The organism is Caballeronia sp. ATUFL_F1_KS39 (assembly GCF_023630985.1).
Lineage (GTDB): Bacteria > Pseudomonadota > Gammaproteobacteria > Burkholderiales > Burkholderiaceae > Caballeronia > Caballeronia zhejiangensis.
Window position 1 is genome coordinate 147,573 of record NZ_JALQDZ010000035.1, and the last position, 21,622, is coordinate 169,194.

At 64.4% G+C, this 21,622-nt stretch carries 14 protein-coding genes; 5 read left to right on the forward strand and 9 right to left on the reverse strand.

The window, feature by feature from the left end:
• Positions 1–77 precede the first annotated feature (77 nt).
• The 4 genes from NCR93_RS15820 to NCR93_RS15835 all read left to right on the forward strand — a co-directional run bounded on the left by NCR93_RS15820 (position 78) and on the right by NCR93_RS15835 (position 3,633).
• Positions 78–761 carry a CsgG/HfaB family protein gene (locus tag NCR93_RS15820; protein WP_175979191.1) on the forward strand — a complete coding sequence of 228 codons (684 nt, stop codon included), beginning with the start codon at positions 78–80 and terminating at the stop codon, positions 759–761.
• 28 nt (positions 762–789) lie between these two features.
• Entirely contained in the window at positions 790–1,152 is a 363-nt protein-coding gene (locus tag NCR93_RS15825) for a DUF4810 domain-containing protein (RefSeq protein WP_008353656.1), read from the forward strand.
• A gap of 9 nt (positions 1,153–1,161) precedes the next feature.
• Positions 1,162–1,836 carry a DUF799 domain-containing protein gene (locus tag NCR93_RS15830; RefSeq protein WP_175979192.1) on the forward strand — a complete coding sequence of 225 codons (675 nt, stop codon included), beginning with the start codon at positions 1,162–1,164 and terminating at the stop codon, positions 1,834–1,836.
• A 408-nt stretch (positions 1,837–2,244) separates the two neighbouring features.
• A complete protein-coding gene (locus NCR93_RS15835; protein ID WP_175979193.1) occupies positions 2,245–3,633 on the forward strand; it encodes an FAD-binding oxidoreductase in 1,389 nt (462 codons plus the stop codon).
• 51 nt (positions 3,634–3,684) lie between these two features.
• Here NCR93_RS15835 and NCR93_RS15840 read toward each other — a convergent pair whose 3' ends face one another.
• The 3 genes from NCR93_RS15840 to NCR93_RS15850 all read right to left on the reverse strand — a co-directional run bounded on the left by NCR93_RS15840 (position 3,685) and on the right by NCR93_RS15850 (position 8,009).
• Positions 3,685–4,041 (reverse strand): host attachment protein, encoded by a 357-nt coding sequence (locus NCR93_RS15840; protein ID WP_175979194.1) that lies wholly within the window; start codon positions 4,039–4,041, stop codon positions 3,685–3,687.
• Positions 4,042–4,164: 123 nt separating this feature from the next.
• Positions 4,165–5,661, reverse strand: coding sequence for a succinyl-CoA:acetate CoA-transferase ScpC (scpC, locus tag NCR93_RS15845; RefSeq protein ID WP_175979195.1), 1,497 nt, complete (start codon positions 5,659–5,661; stop codon positions 4,165–4,167).
• 269 nt (positions 5,662–5,930) lie between these two features.
• Positions 5,931–8,009 carry an FUSC family protein gene (locus NCR93_RS15850; RefSeq protein ID WP_239295026.1) on the reverse strand — a complete coding sequence of 693 codons (2,079 nt, stop codon included), beginning with the start codon at positions 8,007–8,009 and terminating at the stop codon, positions 5,931–5,933.
• 133 nt (positions 8,010–8,142) lie between these two features.
• Here NCR93_RS15850 and NCR93_RS15855 point away from each other — a divergent pair, with 133 nt between their 5' ends.
• Entirely contained in the window at positions 8,143–9,102 is a 960-nt protein-coding gene (locus tag NCR93_RS15855) for a LysR family transcriptional regulator (RefSeq protein WP_033537142.1), read from the forward strand.
• A gap of 1 nt (position 9,103) precedes the next feature.
• On the opposite strand, the gene NCR93_RS15860 is transcribed toward NCR93_RS15855, so the two are convergent.
• The 6 genes from NCR93_RS15860 to bcsB form a co-directional block, all read right to left on the reverse strand.
• Positions 9,104–9,787: a Fe2+-dependent dioxygenase gene (locus tag NCR93_RS15860; RefSeq protein ID WP_008353646.1), complete on the reverse strand. Its 684-nt coding sequence runs from the start codon at positions 9,785–9,787 to the stop codon at positions 9,104–9,106.
• 63 nt (positions 9,788–9,850) lie between these two features.
• A complete protein-coding gene (locus NCR93_RS15865) occupies positions 9,851–12,064 on the reverse strand; it encodes a TonB-dependent receptor (RefSeq protein ID WP_175979196.1) in 2,214 nt (737 codons plus the stop codon).
• 401 nt (positions 12,065–12,465) lie between these two features.
• Entirely contained in the window at positions 12,466–13,419 is a 954-nt protein-coding gene (locus tag NCR93_RS15870; protein ID WP_175979197.1) for a LysR family transcriptional regulator, read from the reverse strand.
• Positions 13,420–13,489: 70 nt separating this feature from the next.
• Positions 13,490–17,995 (reverse strand): cellulose synthase subunit BcsC-related outer membrane protein, encoded by a 4,506-nt coding sequence (locus NCR93_RS15875; protein ID WP_175979198.1) that lies wholly within the window; start codon positions 17,993–17,995, stop codon positions 13,490–13,492.
• On the reverse strand, positions 17,989–19,131 hold the full coding sequence (gene bcsZ / locus NCR93_RS15880) for a cellulose synthase complex periplasmic endoglucanase BcsZ (protein ID WP_175979199.1): 1,143 nt from the start codon (positions 19,129–19,131) through the stop codon (positions 17,989–17,991). Before bcsZ ends, NCR93_RS15875 begins: the two co-directional genes overlap by 7 nt.
• 1 nt (position 19,132) lies before the next feature.
• Entirely contained in the window at positions 19,133–21,622 is a 2,490-nt protein-coding gene (gene bcsB / locus NCR93_RS15885) for a cellulose biosynthesis cyclic di-GMP-binding regulatory protein BcsB (RefSeq protein ID WP_008353640.1), read from the reverse strand.

Consider the following 21,622-nt stretch of genomic DNA (forward strand, 5'->3'; position numbering starts at 1 on the left):
CCAAATAATTGTCGATTTTTCGAAAGCACCTGTCTGACGGCAGGTGTTTTCAAGATTCGACGTTTTGGAGGCAATTCATGAGCGTTATCAAAGGGCGCCTGGCGATCGCGGTTGCGGTCGCGTCCGTTGCAGTTCTGTTTGGCGGATGCGCGACCGAGGCGTCGCACTCGGTTGCGGTTCCCGCCGTCGCGAGTTCCCAGAAGCCGTTCGCGGGCAAGCCCGTGCCCGTGGCCATCGGCAAGTTCGACAATCGCTCGAATTACATGCGTGGCGTGTTCTCGGATGGCGTCGATCGCCTCGGCAGTCAGGCGAAGACCATCCTCGCCACGGCCTTGCAGCAAAGCCGACGCTTCACCGTGCTGGATCGCGACAACCTTGGCGAAACGAAACAGGAAGCCGGGTTCGCGAACAAGGCGCAGTCGATTCGAGGCGCGAATTACATCATCACCGGCGACGTGACGGAGTTCGGCCGCAAGGATGTCGGCGATCAGCAATTGTTCGGCATTCTCGGACGCGGGAAGACTCAGGTGGCCTATGCGAAGGTCAGCCTCAATATCGTCGATATCGCCACGTCCGAGATCGTGACGTCGAGCCAGGGCGCCGGTGAATTCAGTTTGTCGAGCCGCGAAGTGATCGGCTTCGGCGGAACGTCGAGCTATGACTCCACGCTCAATGGCAAGGTGCTCGATCTTGCGATCAGCGAAGCGGTCAATCACCTGGCCGAACAAGTCGATGCCGGCGCCCTGCCGGCCGCAAAGTAATTCCACTCGTTTTCATCCGAACAACAACATGATCGTCAAGATTCACAAACTGACCGGCTTCGCGCTGCCGGTCGCGGTGGCGTGCTCGCTGCTGACGGGTTGCGCAACACAGACCACGTCGCTTTATCAATGGGACGGCTATCAGCCGCAGGTCTACGAATACTTCAAGGGACAAACGAGTCCGTCCGACCAGATCGCCGCACTCGAAGCGGCCCGCGAGAAGGTCTTCGCAAAGGACAAGACATTGCCTCCGGGCTTTCGCGCGCATCTCGGCATGTTGTACGCGACCGTGGGCAAGGGCGCCGAGGCTCGTCAGCAATTGACCGAGGAAAAGGAGCGCTTTCCCGAGTCGTCTACGTATATGGATTTTCTGTTGAGCAAACTTCAGTAAGCACCGACCATGACTTTCAATATTTCCCGCAAACTCATCGCGGTGCTGTCGGTCCTCTTGACGATGACCGCATGCGCTTCGCGCTCGCCGAGCCAGACGGACTACACGGCGTTCCGCAACAGCAAGCCGCGTTCGATTCTCGTTCTTCCGCCTGTCAACGACTCGAAGGATGTCGGCGCGACCTACGGCATGCTGTCCCAGATGACGATGCCGCTCGCCGAGGGCGGTTACTACGTCGTGCCGGTCGCCGAGATGGAAGAGACCTTCAGGCACAACGGTCTGACGACTGCAAACGACATTCAGGACGTTTCGGCGGCGAAGCTGCGCAGCATTTTCGGCGCGGACGCAGCGTTGTACACGAAGATCACCGCATACGGCTCGTCGTATCAAGTGGTCGCGAGCACGACTCAGGTCACGGCCGCGGCGAAGCTCGTCGATCTGCGCTCAGGCGAAACGCTTTGGAGCGGTTCGGCCACGGCGAATGGCAACGAGGTCGGCACGAACGTGAGCGTCGGGTCCGGTCTCATTGGCGCGCTTGCGCAAGCTGCTGTCACGCATGTCGTGAATGTCACCAGCGACAAGTCATGGGCCGTTGCGGGACTCACTAGTCAGCGCTTGCTGGCAACGGGTGGATCGAACGGTCTGCTGTATGGGCCACGCTCGCCGAAATACGGAACGGACTGACCGGGACATAACGCGAGAAGCGACAACGCGCCGAATCATCGGCGCGTTTTTTTTCGCCGATTAAACCGTCGTTTCCTTAATAGATGATCGCTAAATGAGGAATACACACCAAGCTCATGAAGCACTGAATGCACTCGCTCGCCGCATCGGCAACTTTGTCCGATACATGCTAGATCACATGCACGATTTAACTGCTCGGAGACTTTACATCGCGTAAATCAAGGCATTAAATCAACAGGCGGGCCGAAGCGTCCGCTTGTTGCAATTCATCCCCGTTCTCGTGATTTCTCCGACGTGCATCCGATCGACATGCCACGCACGATCCGATGGCGGGTTCCTTGCGCTTTCGCGTACCAACTGGCAGGGTCGGACACGTCGCGGCGCTTCATATAGCAGCGAGGTCTCACAATGAGCAACATTTCAGGCGAAGCGATCGACACCCTCAAGGCGTCGGTGCGAGGCAGGCTCATCACACCGTCGGATTCCGATTACGACGAAGCGCGCAAGGTCTGGAACGCGACTATCGACAGGCGCCCCGCGCTCATCGTGCGTTGCGCCGGCGCGGCCGACGTCATCGCCGCGCTAGCGTTCGCGCGCGAGCAGGGCGTACTCGTTTCGATTCGCGGCGGATCGCACAACATCGCGGGCAGCGCAGTCAGCGACGACGCCTTGATGATCGATCTCTCCGCGCTGAAGTCCGTGCGTATCGATCCGCAAGCGAAGCGCGCCTATGTCGAGCCCGGCGCGCTGCTCTCCGACTTCGATCACGAAGCGCAGGCATTCGGCCTCGCGACACCGCTCGGCATCAACTCGACGACGGGCGTCGCCGGTCTCACGCTCGGTGGCGGCTTCGGCTGGATCAGCCGCAAGTTCGGCGTGACAGTCGACAATCTCGTCGCAGCGGAGATCGTCACGGCCGACGGCACCTGGCGCCGCGTGAGCGCGGACAGCGAGCCCGATCTCTTCTGGGCATTGCGCGGCGGCGGCGGCAACTTCGGCGTCGTGACGCTCTTCGAATATCAGCTGCATGAAGTCGGTCCGCAGATATACGGCGGCCTCGTCGTCTTTCCGCTCGAACAGGCGAATGAGGTTCTGCCGAAGTATCGCGAGTTCGTCGCGCAATGTCCCGACGAGCTCACCGTGTGGGCCGTGCTGCGTCTCGCGCCGCCGCTGCCGTTTCTTCCCGAGGACGCGCACGGCAAGCCCGTGGTCGTGTTGGCGAGTTGCTATGTCGGCCCGGTCGAAAACGGCGAAAGGGCGCTCGCGCCCGTACGCAGCTTCGGCACGCCCTATGGCGAACATCTCGGCGCGATGCCGTTCGCAGCATGGCAGAAGGCATTCGATCCGCTGCTCACGCCGGGTGAGCGCAACTACTGGAAATCGCACAACTTCGCGAGTCTGAACGACGCAACCTTCGACATCCTGACGAATGCGGTGAAGTCGCTTCCGTCGACGCAGTGCGAGGTCTTCATCGGCGCGATGGGCGGCCAGACGAATCGCGTGCCCGTCGATGCAACCGCATATGCGAATCGCGATTCGATCTACACGATCAACATTCACGGCCGCTGGAGCGAGGTCGCGGACGACGACAAGTGCACGAAGTGGGCGCGCGACATGTTCTCCGCGATGACGCCGCATGCAATCGGCAGCGTCTACGTGAACTTCATGACGGGAGAAGAAGGAGACCGTGTGAGAGCGGCGTATGGTCCGAATTACGAGCGGCTCGCCGAAGTGAAGCGGCGCTACGATCCGGATAACCTGTTCCGCAGCAATCAGAACATCACGCCGGCGGCGTGACGGCAGGTGCGTCGTGTTTCGCGATGAAACACGACGCACCGCAAGCGTCGTTCAGGGCCGGTTCAGTTGACGGCCGATATCGCGCGTGCCGAACTTCGACGCGTCGTTATCGGCTTCTTCGTAGACGAGCTTGAGCGTTTCGACGCTCAGATATTGACGCAAGAGGCCCAAAAATTTTGGCTCGACCGCGAGACGCAGCCGGTCGAATCGTTGATGCAAGCGGCTCCGTTCGAGATAATCCGCGACGGTCCGCGCGAACTTCTCACGATCCATTTCTGCCGTTTCGGTCGCGCGCGGCGCGGGGTTCCTGAGGTCCTCGACTTGCCGCAAATCCAGCTTCAATCCCTGCGTTTCGAAGATCCGGGCACGGCTGCCGTCGGCGGCGAGAACCCAGGTGATGGCGGTCATGATGCTCCTCCTGTTCGCCAGCCCAAGCGGGCTCCCGCCATTGTGCGCCTAATCTTCGTTTAGCGGCTTCGTTGTCGCCCCGCATTCGTTTTCGCGGCGCAGCAACGCGCGCGCGAATGTGCATCAAGGCAGCATCGAACCGCTCGCTGCGAAGCGCGTGTGGAACGAAAACGCCTGATCGAGGCGATGCGGCGTATGTCCGCCGAGCGCTGCTGCATCGCGGTAATAGTCGCGCAAAAGATCGCGATAGAGCGGATGCGCGCAGTGCTCGATCACGCTCATCGCGCGTTCGCGTGGCGCGAGGCCGGTGAGGTTGGCGAGCCCGCGTTCGGTCACGACGATATCGACATCGTGTTCGTTGTGGTCGCAATGGGGCACCATCGGCACGATGCTCGAGATACGGCCGTCCTTCGCGACCGATTTCGTCGCGAACACCGCATACGCCGCATTGCGCGCGAAGTCGCCCGAGCCGCCGATGCCGTTCATCATGTGCGTGCCGCCGACGTGCGTCGAATTCACGTTGCCGTAGATGTCGGCTTCGAGCGCCGTGTTGATCGCGATGAGACCGAGGCGCCGAATCACTTCAGGATGATTGCTCACTTCCTGCGGCCGCAGCACGAGCCGGTCGCGATAGCGTTCGATCTCGTTGAACACTTTCTCCTGCCGTTGCGCGGACAGCGTGATCGACGCGCCCGATGCGAACGTCGCCTTGCCTGAGTCGAGCAGATCGAAGGTCGAGTCTTGCAGCACTTCGGAATAGATCGTCAGCGCTTCGAACGGCGACGCCGCGAACCCCGACAGCACAGCGTTCGCAATGGTGCCGATGCCGGCCTGCAACGGCGGCAACTGTTTCGGCAGACGCCCGCGCGAGACTTCATGCTGAAAGAACTCGATGAGATGACCGGCGATCAACGCCGTGTCCTGGTCGGCGGGCAACACGGTGGATGCGCTGTCCGGCTTGTCGGTGATGACGATCGCGGCGATCTTCTCGATCGGAATCTCGATGGCGGCCGCGCCGATCCGGTCATGCGGGCGCACGATCGGCAGCGCTTCGCGCGCGGGACGGCGCTCGGGAATCCAGATGTCGTGCAGGCCTTCGAGCGAGAGCGGCTGCGCCAGATTGATCTCGACGATCACGCGTTCGGCGAGGATCGCGAAGCTCGCGGTATTGCCGACCGAGGTCGTCGGCACGATGCCGCCGCTCTCGGTGATCGCGGCTGCTTCGACGATCGCGAGGTCGAGCTTGCCGAGGCGATTCGCGCGCAGCAGTTCGACCGTCTCCGACAGGTGTTGATCGACGAACATTACGTCGCCGCGGTTGATCGCGCGGCGCAAGGTCGTGTCGACCTGAAATGGCAGGCGTCGCGCAATCGCACCGGCTTCGGTCAGGATGCGGTCCGTGTCATGACCGAGCGATGCGCCCGTCATGAGCGTGATACGCAACGGTTCGTCTTCCTCGCGGGCGCGGCGCGCGATTTCGAGCGGCACGGCTTTCGCGTCACCCGCGCGCGTAAAGCCGCTTGCGCCGACGATCATGCCGTCGCGAACGAGTTGAGCCGCTTCGGCGGCCGTGGTGATTTTTCCGCGCAACGCGGCACAGCGAATACGATCTTCGTACATCGACGTCTATCTTCAAGAGCTTCGTTTAACCGAAGGCGATTATAGGTAGCGCGGTTTGCCGTCGAAATCGCAACGTTGAAAGACATTGTTCCAATGCCGTGCGACATTGCGCTTTGTCCAAATCGATGCACGCAAGCGCGTTCGCACGCGCCATGAAAGTGCGGCAAAAGAGCGCGCTGGCGAAAAATCGATTCGACTATAAGACGCGCGACGCCGTGGATTAATCGCCGGACCAGGAAGTCAGCTTTGCATGGCGAGGAAGGATGCGTTCAGCGATGCGCGTCGAAGGGCGCATCCGGATCCACCAGCGCCGTGCGGACGAAGTGCAGGCACGCGAGCACGCGCTGCACCTCGCGCCGCGCGTTGCGTTCGTCGCGCGTGCGTTCGAGCATGTCTTCTGCGATCACGATCGACGCGACGACCGAAGCTATCGCGCGACGTAGCGTCCTGCTATCCGGCGTACGGAAGAGCACGGCGATATCGCGCAACACACGCGCGAGCGACGTGCTCCACGCGATGCGCAATGCATCGGGAAAGCACGCCGTATGCAGCGCGCGGGAGTCGCGCCGAAGATCGATCATCGCTTGTCCGACTTCGAGCGTGACGAGCATCCACAGAAGCGCATGCCGATGTTCACGCGAGCGTCGCGTGAGCAAGGCGCGCAATTGCGACATCAGATCGTGCGTGCCCGAATGGAAGCGCTCGCCGAGTCCCGCGAGCTTGCCTTCGCATGCGAGCGCCGCTTGCGCGCGCAATTGCGCGAGCGTCTTGCCGACGAGCCAACGCGTGCGTGGCGGCACGATGACCGCGCACGCGATGGCCGCGCCGAGCATCGCGACGAGAACGGCAACGCCGTTGTTCAGCAACAGGCCCGGATCGTAGACGATGCGATTGTCGGGCGCGGCGAGCAGGCAGAAGAACACGCAGAAGCCGATGCCATAGCCCGCGCTCGACGGACGCATCGCGAGAAAAGCGCCTGCCGCGAGCGGCGGCGCGAGCATCGCGCACAGGAGCGCCAGGCCGTCGATCGCCGGATACACGCGACACAGATATGCATATCCGATGACGATCGCGAGCGCCGCACCCGCGGCCATCTGCGCGATGAATTTCGAAGGCCGCGCCAATGCCGACGACAACGCGCACGCGAGCGTCGCGCCGATGACGGCGTAGCCTCCGCTCGGCCACGCCGTCACGATCCAGAACCAGGCCGTCGCCGCGATCACGATGCCTGTACGCATGAAGGTCGCGACGACGACGAAGCGGCTGGTCCGCGCGTCGTATCGCGGCGCCGTGCGATGGTTCGGAATCGACAGATAGCGAATCGTATCGGCGATGAAGCGATACAGCAGCTCCGCCGATGTCGTGAAATCGAGTTGCGTCGCGTGATCGGTGTGAGGGAGCGCGCGTTGTGCATCGCGCAGGCGTTTCGGCAGCGTCGCTTTGTAGCGCTCCAGATGTTCCTTCAGCGCTTCGCGTTCGAAGTTCTGCGCAAGCTCTTCGAAGAAGGGCGCGAGTGCATCGCTCGCGCGCAGGCGCTTCATCGATTGATCGAGCGCATGCAGGCGCGCGCATGCGTCCATGAAGGCGCTGTTCAGTTGCGCCAGCTTGCCGTTGCCCTGACGCATCGCGGGCGACTCATACGTGGCGAAACCACGCGTCGCTTCGAAGCCGACGATCTCATCGACGAAATCGGCGAAGCGGCGTTCGCGCGCGATACGCGAAAGACGTCCGCGCAATACGTCGGCGGCGAATGCGGCGAAACGCATCCGGCGCGCATCGAGCGACTGCGTGAGCGTCGCGCTCGCATGACGCGGAAACACGAGCGCGCTCACCACGCTCGAACACACGATGCCGAGCATCACTTCCGCACCGCGCGTGAGCGTTGCAATGAGCAGGCTGTTCGGATCGGTGACGGCGGGAATGCCGATCAGCGCAGCCGTATAGCCCGCGAGCACGAAGCCATACCAGCGAAAGTGCCGGTAACGCACGGCGAGCGCGGTGCACGCCGCGACCCATATCGTCAGCGCGAGCGCATGGAGCTCGGGCTGTTGCACGAACACGGCGCCGAGCGCGAGCGCGGCGATCATGCCGAGCGCCGTGCCCGCGAAACGATAGACGCTCTTCGCGAGCACCATGCCGGAGAACGGCTGCATCAGGACGAAGGTGGTCGTCATCGCGACGCGCGGCTGCGGCAATTCCAGCCGCATCGCAATGCTCATCGCGATGAACGCGGCCAGCAAGGTCTTTGCGAGATGCAGCCAGACGTGGCCATCGGTGACGAGCCAGTCGCGCATCGACAGGCGTGCTTGCTGGAGCGACATGCTGACCGCCGATAGTCCTCTCGTCATGAAGGCGCCGATTGTAGGCAAGCGGACCGGGCGGATTAATGTGCAAATCAGGGAACATTCTTTCCTGATTCAACAACAATCGATCGCGCGCCAAGGCGGACAATAGCGCTTCCGAAGTGAATGTGACGGTTTGATGGACACCCTACAGAACATGCGGGTTTTCACTCGCGTGATCGAAGCCGGCAGCTTTACGGCTGCGGCTCAGTCGATGAACTCGACGACCGGCGCGATGTCGCGCGCCGTATCCGAACTCGAAGCCCATTTGCGCACGCGCCTGATGAACCGCTCCACGCGGCGTCTCGCGCTGACATCGGCGGGCGAGCGTTATCTGAAGCGCGTGCGGCAGATTCTCGCCGATATCGACGGCGCCGAAGAAGAAGCAAGCTGCGCGTATGAGCATCCGACGGGCACGTTGCGCATGTCCAGTTTCGCGAGCGTCGGACAACATTACATATTGCCTGCGATCGCGCGATATCGCGCGCTCTATCCCGATGTGAAAGTCGAACTCACGCTATCGCAGCGCATGCCCGATCTCTTCGAAGGCAGCAGCGACGTAGCGGTGGTGTCGGCGGGCGCGCTGTCGGATTCTGAAGTGATTTCGCACAAGCTGGGCGAGACCTTCAGCATTCTGTGCGCGTCGCCGGAATACATACGTTCGCGCGGCGCGCCCGACGTGCCCGCCGATCTCGCGCAACACGATTGCCTCACGCTGCAGACGCCCGCGTTTCCCGCGCGCGAGTGGACGCTCGAAGGGCCGGAAGGCCGGGAGACGATGCAGATCAGCGGAACGGTGCAGGTGAACATCGCGGAATCGCTCGTCGTCGCGATTCGCGAAGGCATGGGCATCGGCATGTTGCCGCTCTATGCTGCGATCGAAGGCTTGCGCAATGGCTCGCTCGTGCGCGTGCTACCGCAGCACACGCTGCAGCGCACGAATCTCTACGCGCTCTATGCGTCGCGCAAGTTCGTCGATGCGAAGACGCGTACGTGGGTCGAATTCCTGCGCGCGCATCTTCCCGACGTGATCGCGCGCGATGAAGCGTTGCTCGCGGAAGTGGGCCGAACGCCATCGAAGGTTCTGCGCGCCGCGTGAATCACGTATCGCTCCACATGCGCAACAGGTTGTGATAGCAGCCGACGAGCGTGCGTTTCGCGCTTTCGTCGCCGTTGGTCGCATTCAGGCGTTGAATGGAGTTGTCGAGATCGAAGAGCAGCGCGCGTTGCGCATCGTCGCGCACGAGGCTTTGCGCCCAGAAGAAACTCGACACGCGTGCGCCGCGCGTGACGGGCCGCACCTGATGCAGGCTCGTCGCGGGATAGACGATCGCATGTCCCGCGGGCAGCTTCACTTCCTGCACGCCGTACGTGTCTTCGATGATGAGCTCGCCGCCGTCGTATTCGTCGGGCGGCGTGAGAAAGAGCGTGATCGATACATCGGTACGCACGCGCGCGCCATGCCCCGGCACGATGCGGATCGCGCCATCGACATGACTGCCGAAATGCATGCCGCCTTCATAGCGATTGAAAAGCGGCGGATACACGCGATTGGGCAGCACCGCGCTGATGAAAAGCGGATGACGCTCCAGCACGCCGACGAGCGCGTCGCCGAGTTCGAGCGCGATCGGCGAGCCTTCCGCGATCTGCATGTTGCGCTTGACCGGCGCGCCCTGATAGCCGGCGGTCGCGCGGCCATCGACCCAGGAGTCGCTTGCTTCGAGACGCGCGCGCATTGCGGCGGCGTCCTCGGGGGAGAGCACGTTCGGTATCGAGAGGATCATTGTTATTGCCTTCGCGAGCGCGCGCCATGAGTCGCATGGCGCGCGCATTCGCATCACATCACATCAACGGAAGCGGTAATTCAACGTCGCGATGAACGTGCGGCCGAGACCCGGCACCGCGCGTCCGCCATCGGACGGAATCAGGGCGTCGTAGTACTTCTTGTCGAACAGGTTCTGCACGTTGAACTGGATATCGTAGCGCTTCTGATGATATGCGGCCATCGCGTCCCAGCGCACGTAGCCGCCCGCTTGAACGAGATTGTTGTTCGCCGCGTAGCGCGACGATACATACGAAGGCCCGCCGCCGATCTGCCATACGGGCGTGAAGTCGTACGTCGTCCACAGCGTCAACATGTGCTTCGGCGTGTTGGCGGGCGTGTTGCCTTGCGTGCCGTCGAATGCCTTCAGGATGGTGCCATCCATGTACGTGTAGCCGCCGAACATCTGCCATTGCCGCGTGATGTGGCCGGCGATGCCGAGCTGATAGCCGCGCACGCGCACGTCGCCATCGAGTGAATAGCTGCCGTCCGAAGCGAGCGTGCGCGCATTGGTCTTCTCGATGTTGAAGAGCGATTGCGTGATCGACAGGCCGCCGTTCAGCAGATCCCACTTCGAGCCGATTTCATAGGACTTGTTGTGCTCGGGCGGCAGGTTTTGCTGGCCGTTGGTGAGCGTGAGCGCTTCGAGCGACGGATCGAACGACGTGCCGTACGAGACGTAGTACGACTGCCAGTCCGTCGGCTGCCATACGACGCCTGTGCGCACGCTCGTGAAATAGTTCGTCTGTGTCGCGTAGCCGGGCTGATTGATCGAGTTGTTGATCGCCGCTTCATAGCGGTCCCAGCGCACGCCGCCGATCCACTTCCAGTGCTCGCCGATCGAGATGGTGTCGTTCAAATAGACGCCGATGCCGTTCGCGCTCGACTCCGCGAGATTGGTCGCCACTTCGCGATAGTTCGCCGGACGCGGCACATACGCCGGATCCACGAGCGGCACGATGGCGAGCGTGTTCGACGGCAGACCCGGCGTGGTCGCCGTGAAGGTCTGGTTGCTATACGTTTCGTGACTCAGATCGACGCCCGCGAGCATGTCGTGCTTCAAGGGGCCGGTCGCGAACTTGCCTTGAACGTCGGTCGTGTTGTAGACCGAGTGATCGTTGATGGTGCGGTCCTTGCCTTGCAGACGCACGAAGAGCGACGAGAGCGGCAGCGTCGTGTAATTGCCGTTCGAGAGCGCGGGCGACGTGCCGAGCGGGCCCGTCAGCACGGCCGCCGCGTTGGTCGCGCGCGCTTCGGTGCTGTAGTGGCTGAACTGCGTCTGGTTGCGCAGCGTGAACATGTCGTCGAAGCGATGTTCGATGCGCGCGTTCACCGTCTGCACATCCTGAATCGTGCGGTCGTCGGTGAAGCCGTAGAAGGTCTTCGTATCGACGGGCGCGGGATGGCCGTTCAACGGCGGAATGCCGTAGTCGGGCTGATCGCGGTTGTGCTGGATCAGCGCCGACAACGTCACCTGCGTCGGCGTGCCGATGCCGAATTTCACTTCGGGCGCGATGCCGTAGTCCTTGTTGATCATCTCGTCGCGCGTCGAGCCCATCGACTGGCCGAACGCGTTGATGCGGAACGCGGAGGTATCCGTCATCGGCTGATTGATATCGACCGTCGTGCGATAGCGGTCGTGCGTGCCGGCTTGCAGCGAGACATCGGCGCGCGGATTCAGCGTCGGCTGCTTGCTGACCTGATTGATGACGCCGCCCGTCGAACCGCGCCCGAAGTACAGCGACGACGGCCCGTACAGCACGTCGATCGATTCCAGATTGAACGTATCGCGATAGTACTGGCCGCGATCGCGGAAGCCGTCGAGATAGATGTCGGTGCGCGCCGAGAAGCCGCGCAGGTTGATGTTATTGCCGATCTGGCCGCCTTCGGCCGCGCCGAGCGTGACGCCGGGCACGTTGCGCAGCGCATCGGAGAAAGAGCTCACGGCCTGCGATTGCAGCACCGCCTTCGGCACCACGACGACGGCTTGCGGAATGTCGCGCAGCGCGGTCGGCACCTTTGCGCCGACGCTCGACATCTCCGGCTGGAAGTCGGGCGCGTCGGCCTGACCCGTCACCTTGACGGCGGGCAGGGTCGCGGTTTCGGGTGCGGCGGCGGAGGGCGTGTCTTGCGGTGCGGCTTGTGCGGATTGCGGGGCGGTCTGGGCGTAAAGCGGCGCGGCCATGGGCACGGCGGCAATAGTCACCAATGCCGCAGCAAGCGGCGTCTTTCTCAACATGTCGTTTTCCCGATGCTTGTTAGTGAAATTCAAATCGGCAGCGAAGCGGGTTTTCGACTGCCGACGTTGACCGATCCGAGATCGAGGCGAAGGCGGGCGACGTCGTCGAGAAAGAACCGGCGGCGGCGCCCTGAGAGCGCACGTCGCGCTCGACGGGCTTCATTGAGTCAACCTATCGGCGCGATGGTGTTAAATGCGAATCAGTATCATTACATGTCTCAGAAACATTTGGAAATATCCTAGTTTCGCGACGGGTCTTTTTGCCCCTTTTTGTGACGGCGGCGCAACGTAAGATTCTGTAAGGTTGGCTTTAGCGCTTGGGCGGCGCCGCTGAAGGCTTGCTGGACGGGATCGAGCGGGCGAGCAGCAGGCGATGAAGAACGACGCTACGACGAAGCGCTTCAGAACCCCGCGACGCCCGATGTAACGAGCGAGTAAGGTCCGCTCGTCAATTGCTGTCTGAGAAACTCGATGCACACGCGAATCTTCGCCGAATGCGACGAGCGCGCCGACGTCACCGCCCACACGTCCGCGCGCTGCCGATAAGCCGGCAGAACGGGCACGAGACGGCCGTTTTGAAGACTGCCGGCGGCGTCCCAGATCGAGCACATCACGATGCCGAAACCTTCCTCGGCCCACTGCCGCACGATGTCGCTGTGGTTCGAAGCAATCGGCCCGGTCACTTTGACGCTTTCCTCGCCGTTCGGCCCGGCGAGCCGCCAGACGCCGAAACGCTGATCGCGCCCGCGAAACAGCAGGCAATCGTGATGCGCCAGTTCGGCCAGCGTTCTAGGCGTGCCGCGCCGTTCGAGATACGCGGGCGCGGCGGCGAGCACGCGAAAACTGTCGACGATCTTGTGCGCGATCAGATGCGGCTCCAGCACTTCGCCGACGCGAATGTCGATATCGAAGTTCTCGCCGACGAGATCGACGCGCCGGTCGAGCAGTTCGAGCCAGATTTCCAGCCCCGGATGGCGACGCCGTAGCAAGGTGAGCGCGGGCGAAACATGCTCGCGCCCGAGCCGCAGACTCGTGCCGATCCGCAAGACGCCGCGCGGATCGTCGAGGCCGGCGAAGGCGTCGGCCATGCCCTGGACGTCGTCGAGAATCTTTTGCGCCCATTGGAACGCCGCTTCGCCGTCGCTCGTGATGGACACGCGGCGCGTCGTGCGCGTGAAGAGCCTGACGCCGAGACTCGTCTCCAGCATCGCAATGCGCTTGCTGACGTGCGCCGGCGAGATGCCGGTCTCGGTCGCGGCGGCGATGAAGCTCGAACGCCGCGCGACGATGCAGAACAACTGCAAGTCGCGCAGGAATTGGTCGTTGTTCGCGACGAGCGCGCTTTGCGTTTTCATTCGAACGATGTTGGCCCGCTTGCGGCAGTGGATCAAGCCTAGCCGCAAGCGCGGCGCACGCGCAAGAACATCAGTTCGACAGCGACAGATACGGCGAGCTGAACGCCTGCGGCGGAAACACCGGCTGCGCGCCGCCCTGACGCGTGAAGCTGTAGCGCACATAAACGGCGGCGAGCCACTCGCGATACTGATACGCGTTGCCGAACGATGCCGTCGCGCCGAACGCGAGTTGTGGCGCGAGCTGGTATTCGCCCGTCGCGCTGAGCGAATACGACACGCCCGTCTTGCTCTGGCCGGGATAGACCGCGCCCGCATCCGGCGTCGCGCCGGAACTCGCGGCTCGCGCCTGATACGTGCCGTTCGTCGGGAAATAGTCCGACGCGTCCTGCCGATAATGCTGCACGCCGATCGAACCCTTCAGGTCGTACGTGAAAAGTCCCGTGCGTCCCATGTATTCGACCGGGAAGTTCAGGATCACGTACTGCTGCGGGCTGAAGTAGCCGCCTTGGCCATACGTGAAGTACGACAGGTTCTTGTCGTAGTGCATCAGCGTGGTGTTGGCGCCGACGGTCAGCGTCTGGTCGGCATCCTTGATGAGACGCGTGTAGATGCCGCCGCCGCCCTTCACCGCGTTGTTGGTCGCGACCTGATTGCCGTCGAGGAACTGATACGCCGCGTTCACGTAGACGCCGCTCGTGCCGTCGTCCCAGCCGAGGTCGGCGCGCGCGCCCGTCGATGTTACGCCGCCCCATTCGAGGTTCGCGCCCTGATCGCGCGCGCCGGCGTACGAAAGCAGGCTGTCGGTGACGGCGCGGCGGGCGACGGCGAGCGAATACGACACCTTGTCGGTGATCGCGTTCTGATACTGCAATCCGCCGACGACATTGGTCTCGCGAAAGCCGAGCGGCGTCGTGCCGACATCGCCCTTGAAGTTGCGGTTCTCGTAGCCGAGCGAGAGCCCGACGCCCGTCGCCGTCTGCGAGCCGTAGTTGTTGGTCGGCGGCGTGGCGGTCGCGCCGAGGCCGGAGCCGAAGCGCGCGAGCGTGTTCGGCTCGCTGCTCGCGGTGCCGGCGTCGAGCGTGACGGGCGTCGCGCGCACGATGACGTGGCCGTTGCCGGCCTTGATGCGGCCTTCGATGGGCGCTTCGATATCGGTCAGGTTCGAGAGGCCGTCCTCGCCGTCGCGGCTGCGGAAGATGAGGCCGCCGGAAATCGTGCTCGCCTGCTCGCGATTGATCTGCGCGAGTTCCTCCGCGACGCCCGCCGTCTGCGAATTCGCGACCGGCGCCGGAACGCCGCCCGTGCTCATCGTCGCGGCTGCGGCGGCGCGCTGCGCGGGTTGCGCCTGCGACGGGTAATAAGGCTGCGCGTAGCCCGCGGGCGGCTGCGGGATGTACTGCTGCTGCGCGTACTGCGGCGGCGCGTATGGCTGCGGCGCGTACTGTTGCGGCTGCTGGTAATAAGGCTGCTGCTGCGGCGGCGGCGCGCCGTAGGCGTACGGATCGGCGGGACGCGTCGTCGCGGTCTTGGGCGATGACGCCGGCTTTTTCTTCGAGCTGGCGGGCAGCGCCGCGTTGTACGCATTGGCTTGCGCCTCGCGCGCGCCGGGCGACATCGGCCAGGGCTCGGCATACGGATCCTGCGCGGCGTAAGGCTGCTGCTGATACGGCTGCGGTTGATACTGCTGCGGCTGCGGATAAGCCGGCTGATACCCGCCATCCTGTCCCGGATACGGCTGCAACGGCGCGCCCGATTGACCCGAGCCATACGCGTCGGGTCCGTAGCCGCCGCTCGGCATCGGACGCGGCGCGGCGTTGGGCATCGTCATCGGAGCGGAGGACGGCGCGACGTAAGGCACGGAATACGGCGCGGGCTGAGGAGGCGGCAGATAGTTCGGCACGGGCTGCGAATAACCTTGAGGAAGGGCCTGACGATAAGACGCGTCCGATGCGAGCGCCGGGTTCGACGCCGTATCGACGGCCGTCTTGCCTTCGAACGGATTGGTGCCGGGCAGCGGATTCGAGCCGACACGGCTCATCGCGGTTTCCCAGCCGGGCGGGACATTGCCGCGTCCCTGCGCCGACGCCGCCGGCGCGGGCGTATTCGCGGCGACGAGCGAGCGTTGCAGGAACTGCGCGGCGAGATCGAGCTTGCCTTGCGCGCGATACATCCGGCCGATCGCGGCGAGCACGCCCGGATCGTTCGGCGCGGCTTCGTAGGCCTGATTCGCGTAGGTCTGAGCGAGCTTGAAATCGCGCACGCCGCTCGCCGCCGACATCGCCGCCGTCTGCAAGCCGATATCGTCCGGACGGCGCGACAGCGCTTTTTGATAGCACGAGAGCGCGTTGCGGTCATCGCCCGCCGATGTGTACATGCGGCCGAGCGCCGCCTGCAGGTCGGCGTTGTCGGGCATCGCGGCGAGCCACGGCGCGATCACGTCGTAGGCGGCGGCGAGATCGCCTTGCCGGCGCACGACATCCGCACGCGCGATGACGATGCCCACGTTCAGATTGTTGAAGTCCGCGCGCTGCTGCGTCGTGAGCGGCATCGATTGCAGGCGGCGCATCACCGAGCCGAGCTCGGCTTCCTGCTGCGTCGCCGACAGAATGCCCGCGTATTGCAGCAGAAGACCGGTATCGTTCGGCGCATTGGCGATGGCGCCGCGCACGAGCGACAACGCCCGCGCCGGATCGCCCGCCTTGACGTAGGCCGATGCCACCGCGCCCATCAATTCCGCATTGCCCGCCGCAACGGGTTCCGCGCGGCGCAGAATCGCGAACGCCTGCTGACGCTGACCGGACGCAGCGGCGCGCGTCGCGAGATCGGCCTGCTGATGCACCCACAGGCGATGTTGCAACGCGGTCATCGCCGGCGTGCGTTGCGCGGCCGGAATGCGGTCGAGTTGCGCGAGCCCGGCCGGCCAGTCCTGCGTTTCGGCGGAGAGCAGCGCGCTCGCGTAGAGCGCGTCGGTCATGTCGGGATGCGTGGCGAGCAGGCCGTCCATCATGCTGCGCGCATTGCCGACCGCGCCCTGACGGACGTAGATGCGCGCGAGATCGAGCCGCAGCCACGGATCGTCGGGATTGTTGAGCAGCGCGTCTTCGAAGAGACTGCGCGCCGCACCGAGATCGCCGCGTGCTTCCGCCGCGCGCGCCTGTGCCGCCTGCGCTTCGCCGCGCAGCTTGTTGATGCCGCCGGCCTTCGCCTGCTGTTCCGTGTTCAGCCGATTGGCGAACTCGAGCGCTTCGTCGCCGCGCCCTTGCGCGGCCAGTGCGCCGACGAGTCCGCGAATCGCATCGGGATTGTCGGCCTGGCGGCGCAGCGCCATGCGATACGCCGCTTCCGCGCCGCGTGGGTCGCCGTTCGCGAGCAGCATTTCGCCGAGCAGCACTTGCGCGGTGACTTCGGACGGATCGGTTGCGATCGCGCGTTCGAACAGCGCCTTCGCTTGCGCGATCTGGCCGTTGCTGCGCGCGCCGATGGCATCGCTCGTATAGGTCCAGTAGGTCGCGCTCGTGAGCGCGTCTTTCCAGCGCGCCGCATTGCCGGCCCGCGACGCGCGTTCGAGATACGTGCGCGCTTCGGAAAAACGCTCCTGCTTCAACGACGCGACGCCCATGCCGCCGAGCGCATCGGCGTCGTTCGGATTGCTCGCCAGCACCGACGAAAAACGCGCGCGCGCCGTCACGAGGTCGCCGCGATCGAGCGCGGTGAAACCTTCCGCGACGGTCCGTCCGCGCGCATCGACGGCGGCGTCGGCCTGCGAGCGCTCGCGTGCCGACTTGTCCTGCTGCACCATCGAATCGAAGCGCGCTTTGACGGCGGCGTCATCGGGCGCGACTTGCAGATACGCCTGATAAAGCGGCGCATCCGATGCGCGCGCGCCGAGCCACAAGAGCGCCTGCCGCCAGCTTTTTTTCGCGTCGGCGCCGACAGCGCTGTCGCCCGACAGCTTCGCGAGCCGCGCGATGCCGTCGCGCCGCGTCGTATCCCGATACGTCAGATGCTGCGCATAGGCGAGCTGATAGCGCGGCTCGTCGGGATTCTCGCGCGCCAGTTGTTCGAGGCCGCGCCGCGCTTCGTCCCAGCCTTGCGGCGTGGCGGCGAGCGCCTGGTAATACTCCAGCTGAAGTCCGGGCGTCGCGGGCTTGCCGTCGATCGCGCGCTTGTATTCCTGCACCGCCGATGCGCTTTGTCCGCTTTGCGCGAGACGCCGCGCGTCGTTCACGGTCTGATCGCGCGAACTGGTTTCGCCAAGCCGCCGGCCGAGTTCGTCGATGTTCGGATAACTCGGCGCGACCTGGCGCAACTGCGCGAGATACTGCTGCGCGCCGCTGCCGTCCTTGCGATCGGCGAGCACCATGCCCATGCCGAAAAGCGCATCGGGCTGCTTCGGATTGATGCGCAGCACTTTCTGCCACGCCTGTTCCGCGAGATCGCCGCGCTTGTGCGCCTGCCAGTATTTGCCTTGATCGATGAGCACGTTCAGCGGATCGGCGGCGGCCTGCGCGAAGGCCATCGCCGGTGCGGCGCAGATCAGCGCCGCGATCACGCGTTTTCTGGTCTGGATCAGCATGCGCTTCTCCAGTTCGGCACGAGACGGCCGTTTTCATCGAAGCGATATCGACCGTCGATGAAACCGCCGCCAAAGAGACCGAGCACGCGATCGTAATAGACCGGCTCGCGTCCCGCGCCCGGCGGCGCGGTCAGCGCTTCGAGATGCGCGCGCGCGAGGCCCAGGCCGCGTTCGTCGTTGAGCGCCTTGAAGTACGGCGCGAGCGCGGCCCAGTAAGACAGCGGACCTTCGCCCGTCGCCGCGCCGGTCGTCACGTTGACCTTTTCCGGCGGAAAGCCCGCCTGCGCGACGCTCTGGCGCATGCCGCCGAGCGCATCGAGCCACGGACGCGCGAGCGGATCGCCCGGTGACGTCATGCCGGCCCACAGATAGACGCGGATCGCGTCGTAGCTGCCGACATCGCCGTTCTTCGGATCGACGACGAACCGGCCGTTCTGATACGCGGCCCAGTCCGGCGCGTAGCCGCGCGGCGACGTCACCTTGATCGTTTTCGCGGCGCTCTGCGCGAGCTTCGTCCACGGGCCGTCGGGCATGTCGTGCGCGAGCCCGCGCAAAACCGGCAGCGGCAGATAGCTCGGATTCAGCCGCGTCACGTCGCCGATGCGAAAGCCTTGCGGACCGGGCAGAAGCATCGGTCCGAGGCCGGGCAGGTCGACGGTTTCCTGCTTCACGATCTGCGTCGCGAGCGCGTAGGCGAGCTTCGTGTACGCCGGTTCCTTCCACAGGCGACCGGCCTGGAAGAGGTCGTACGCGATCCACACATCCGAGTCCGACGCCGAATTCGGGTCCATCACGCCGAACGAGCCGTCCGGTTTCTTGCCCCATTGCCATGCGGGCAGACGCACGTTATTCGAATCGAACTGATTGGCCGACAAGTTCGTGCGCGTCCAGCCGAGCACCCGGTCGAAGGTCGCGCGGTCGTTGGCGACGAGCGCGAAGAACAGCGCGTAGGACTGGCCTTCGGAGGTCGTCTGCTGCGCTTCGGTCGAACGGTCGATCACGCGGCCATCGGCCTGAACGACGCGCTCCACGAACAGCCGATACGCGGACCAGTCGCATTGCTGCGCCGCGTTTGCGCCCGTCACGGACGCGGCAATCGTTGCACCAGCGAAAATCTTGGCGGTCGATACCCGCATATCAGTCCCTCAGGCGCCGCGCGGCGATCGAGCGCAGCGTACGGTAGAACAGGGCCGCGATGATGAGCGCGGCGAGCACGCCGGCGAGCACCAGCAGAATCGGATGCGACGACAGCGCCCAGCGCATGTAGTGCATCGGCGAAAGATGGCCGACGTAGTACGCCTCGCCGTTCGACGTGACCGTCACCGTGCGGCCGTGGATCACGGCCATCGCGCCTTGAATCGACGGCAGCAGGTCGTTGTCGAGCAGGGCGGCGGAAAGATCGGCGTCGGACTGGCCCGCCGCGCTGATGAGCGCCACCGCGCTGCGCCCGCTCTTGAGCGGCGATTCGAAGCCGGTCAGAAGCGCATCGCCGTTCGAGCTGACGAGCGACAAATCCGCGCGCGCGGGCGAGCGTTCCGGGCCTTGCTCGCCATGCCACCAGTCGACGAGCTTGAACGCGACATCGGAAAGCTGGAACGTGCGCGCGTCGCCGTCGCCGGAAAAGGGCATCTGCTTCGCCCAGCGTTGCAGCAGCGGCTGGCGTCCGGGCGAACCGAGGATCAGCAGATCCTTGTCGGCGAAGCGGTCGACGTCGTTCGCGCTCGTGACCGTCACGCCCGTCACCGGATAACCCGTCGATGCGCCCATGCGGCCCATTTCGAGCAGATACAGGCTGTAGTCGGCCGAGTTCGGCTCGTTCGGCAGCACGACCGCCGTCTGCGAAAGATCGGCCATGCGCGTGAACGGGAAGCCGCCGTTGGCGAACGCGGCCAGATCGGGCAGCGCCATGTAGTGCGGGAAACCGGAGAGATCGATGGTCGAATTCGGATCGACCGCGCCGACGACGTTATCGAGCACGCGGCCCTGGCATTCGCCCGTCTTGGGGATGTCGTAATAGAAATGAAGACGCAGTTGCGCGCGCGGCGTGATGAGCAGCGGCGGCAGATAAATCTCGCGGCGCGCGGCGACCGTCTTGTCCGGCATCACGCGGCTGAAGTAGTGACCGAGATCGAACGTCGATGTCGATACGGCCGGAATGCGCAGCGACTGCACGAAGCCATTGTTGACGCTGATATTGAGCGACGAGCGATCCGGCGCGGGCCGCACCGTATAGCGATAGCCGAGATCGACGGGCACGCCCTTCGTCTGCCACATGAAGAGATCGGGAGGCACGCGCAGATTCACGCGCACGGCATCGGCGTCGTAGCCGTAGGCGGTCAGGTCGCGCGCTTCCGCGAGCTCGCCGAAGCGCACGGGGCGGTCGGTCGGCAGCCAGTTGGGGGCATCGTACGGGCGGCGCGGCTGAAGGTCGTTGAACTGCGTGATCGTCGCGCTCGTGCCGGACAGCGTGTTCTGTCCGACGCCCAGTGCCTTCGCGGCGGTCTTCAGCTCGTTGTCGTCGCGGCCGAGCACGAGCAAGAGACGCCCGCGCGCGTTCGCATCGCGTTCGACGAGCGCGATCGTCGGACCGGAGACAGCCGGAATGTCGACGCCCGCGATCTTCGCATCGCCGATGGCGAACACCACGGCATTGCCCGACAGCGGCACGTTGTCCGTCTGCGCCGGAAAGATCGCGCCGCGATAGCCCGCGAGCGAGCCGAAGTACGACGCGACCATGCCGGCGGCTTCGAGCGTCGGCAGGCTCGGCTTGCCCGCGAACACGAAAGGCAGTTCGAGGCGGCGCACGTCGCGCCGGTCGAAGAACGGAGTCGGCAGCGCGGCGAGATCGGGCTTGTTCGCGATCGACGCATACGTGAGATCGAGCGAACTCGCGTTGCTGACGGTCGCCCAGAGCGTCGAGTTCGACGGATCCTCGCACTGCTGCGTGTAGTGGCCGATCAACTGCACGTTGAGGTGATTGAACTCGGTGATGAAGCGCGGATCGATCGCCACGTCGCGCGCGACCAGCGTGCCGGCCTGTTCTTTCGGCACCGGCAGCGTCGCGGCCACTTCGCCGTTGATGAGCACCTTCAACTGCGAAATCGACGGCAACAGCGACGGCGAATAGCTATAGATCAGATGCAGGATCGCGCCGGTCACGACTTCGTCGCCGCGCACCGAAAACGCGATGCCGTTCTGGCCATCGGTGCCGCGCAGTTGCAGCGGATCGAGCGCGCCGTAATCGGCGAAGGTCAGCGTCTGACGGCGGCCGCCCGGAACCAGCGTGCCGGGATCGGCGGTCGTCGGAATGCGCGACGTGAGCGGCTTCTCGGGCTTGCCGGAAAACGCGGGCACGGGCATCGCGAGCGGCGCTTGCTGAATCGACGCCGGGTTGTAGACGACGGCGGGACTCGGCGCGGGCACGGCGCCGACGCCGGTCGCCTGCTGCGCGCCGCCGGTTGCCGCAGCGCTTTCGGCCGCCGCCGCGATGGACGCGAAGGGCGCGGCGAACGCCGTCTGCAAGGCCACGAAGACGGCCAGCGCGCGTGCAAAGGGTCGTTCGCAAAAACGCGGCGCGCGCTCGCCCGTTTCTTTTTCAACGCGCAACTTCGACATACCGATGCCCAT

Excerpts from the sequence above, each read along its gene's own strand:
- NCR93_RS15820 (WP_175979191.1), top strand. The coding sequence starts at position 78 with ATGAGCGTTATCAAAGGGCGCCTGGCGATCGCGGTTGCGGTCGCGTCC.
- NCR93_RS15825 (WP_008353656.1), top strand. The coding sequence starts at position 790 with ATGATCGTCAAGATTCACAAACTGACCGGCTTCGCGCTGCCGGTCGCG.
- NCR93_RS15830 (WP_175979192.1), top strand. The coding sequence starts at position 1,162 with ATGACTTTCAATATTTCCCGCAAACTCATCGCGGTGCTGTCGGTCCTC.
- NCR93_RS15835 (WP_175979193.1), top strand. The coding sequence starts at position 2,245 with ATGAGCAACATTTCAGGCGAAGCGATCGACACCCTCAAGGCGTCGGTG.
- NCR93_RS15840 (WP_175979194.1), bottom strand. The coding sequence starts at position 4,041 with ATGACCGCCATCACCTGGGTTCTCGCCGCCGACGGCAGCCGTGCCCGG.
- scpC (WP_175979195.1), bottom strand. The coding sequence starts at position 5,661 with ATGTACGAAGATCGTATTCGCTGTGCCGCGTTGCGCGGAAAAATCACC.
- NCR93_RS15850 (WP_239295026.1), bottom strand. The coding sequence starts at position 8,009 with ATGACGAGAGGACTATCGGCGGTCAGCATGTCGCTCCAGCAAGCACGC.
- NCR93_RS15855 (WP_033537142.1), top strand. The coding sequence starts at position 8,143 with ATGGACACCCTACAGAACATGCGGGTTTTCACTCGCGTGATCGAAGCC.
- NCR93_RS15860 (WP_008353646.1), bottom strand. The coding sequence starts at position 9,787 with ATGATCCTCTCGATACCGAACGTGCTCTCCCCCGAGGACGCCGCCGCA.
- NCR93_RS15865 (WP_175979196.1), bottom strand. The coding sequence starts at position 12,064 with ATGTTGAGAAAGACGCCGCTTGCTGCGGCATTGGTGACTATTGCCGCC.
- NCR93_RS15870 (WP_175979197.1), bottom strand. The coding sequence starts at position 13,419 with ATGAAAACGCAAAGCGCGCTCGTCGCGAACAACGACCAATTCCTGCGC.
- NCR93_RS15875 (WP_175979198.1), bottom strand. The coding sequence starts at position 17,995 with ATGCTGATCCAGACCAGAAAACGCGTGATCGCGGCGCTGATCTGCGCC.
- bcsZ (WP_175979199.1), bottom strand. The coding sequence starts at position 19,131 with ATGCGGGTATCGACCGCCAAGATTTTCGCTGGTGCAACGATTGCCGCG.
- bcsB (WP_008353640.1), bottom strand. The coding sequence starts at position 21,622 with ATGGGCATCGGTATGTCGAAGTTGCGCGTTGAAAAAGAAACGGGCGAG.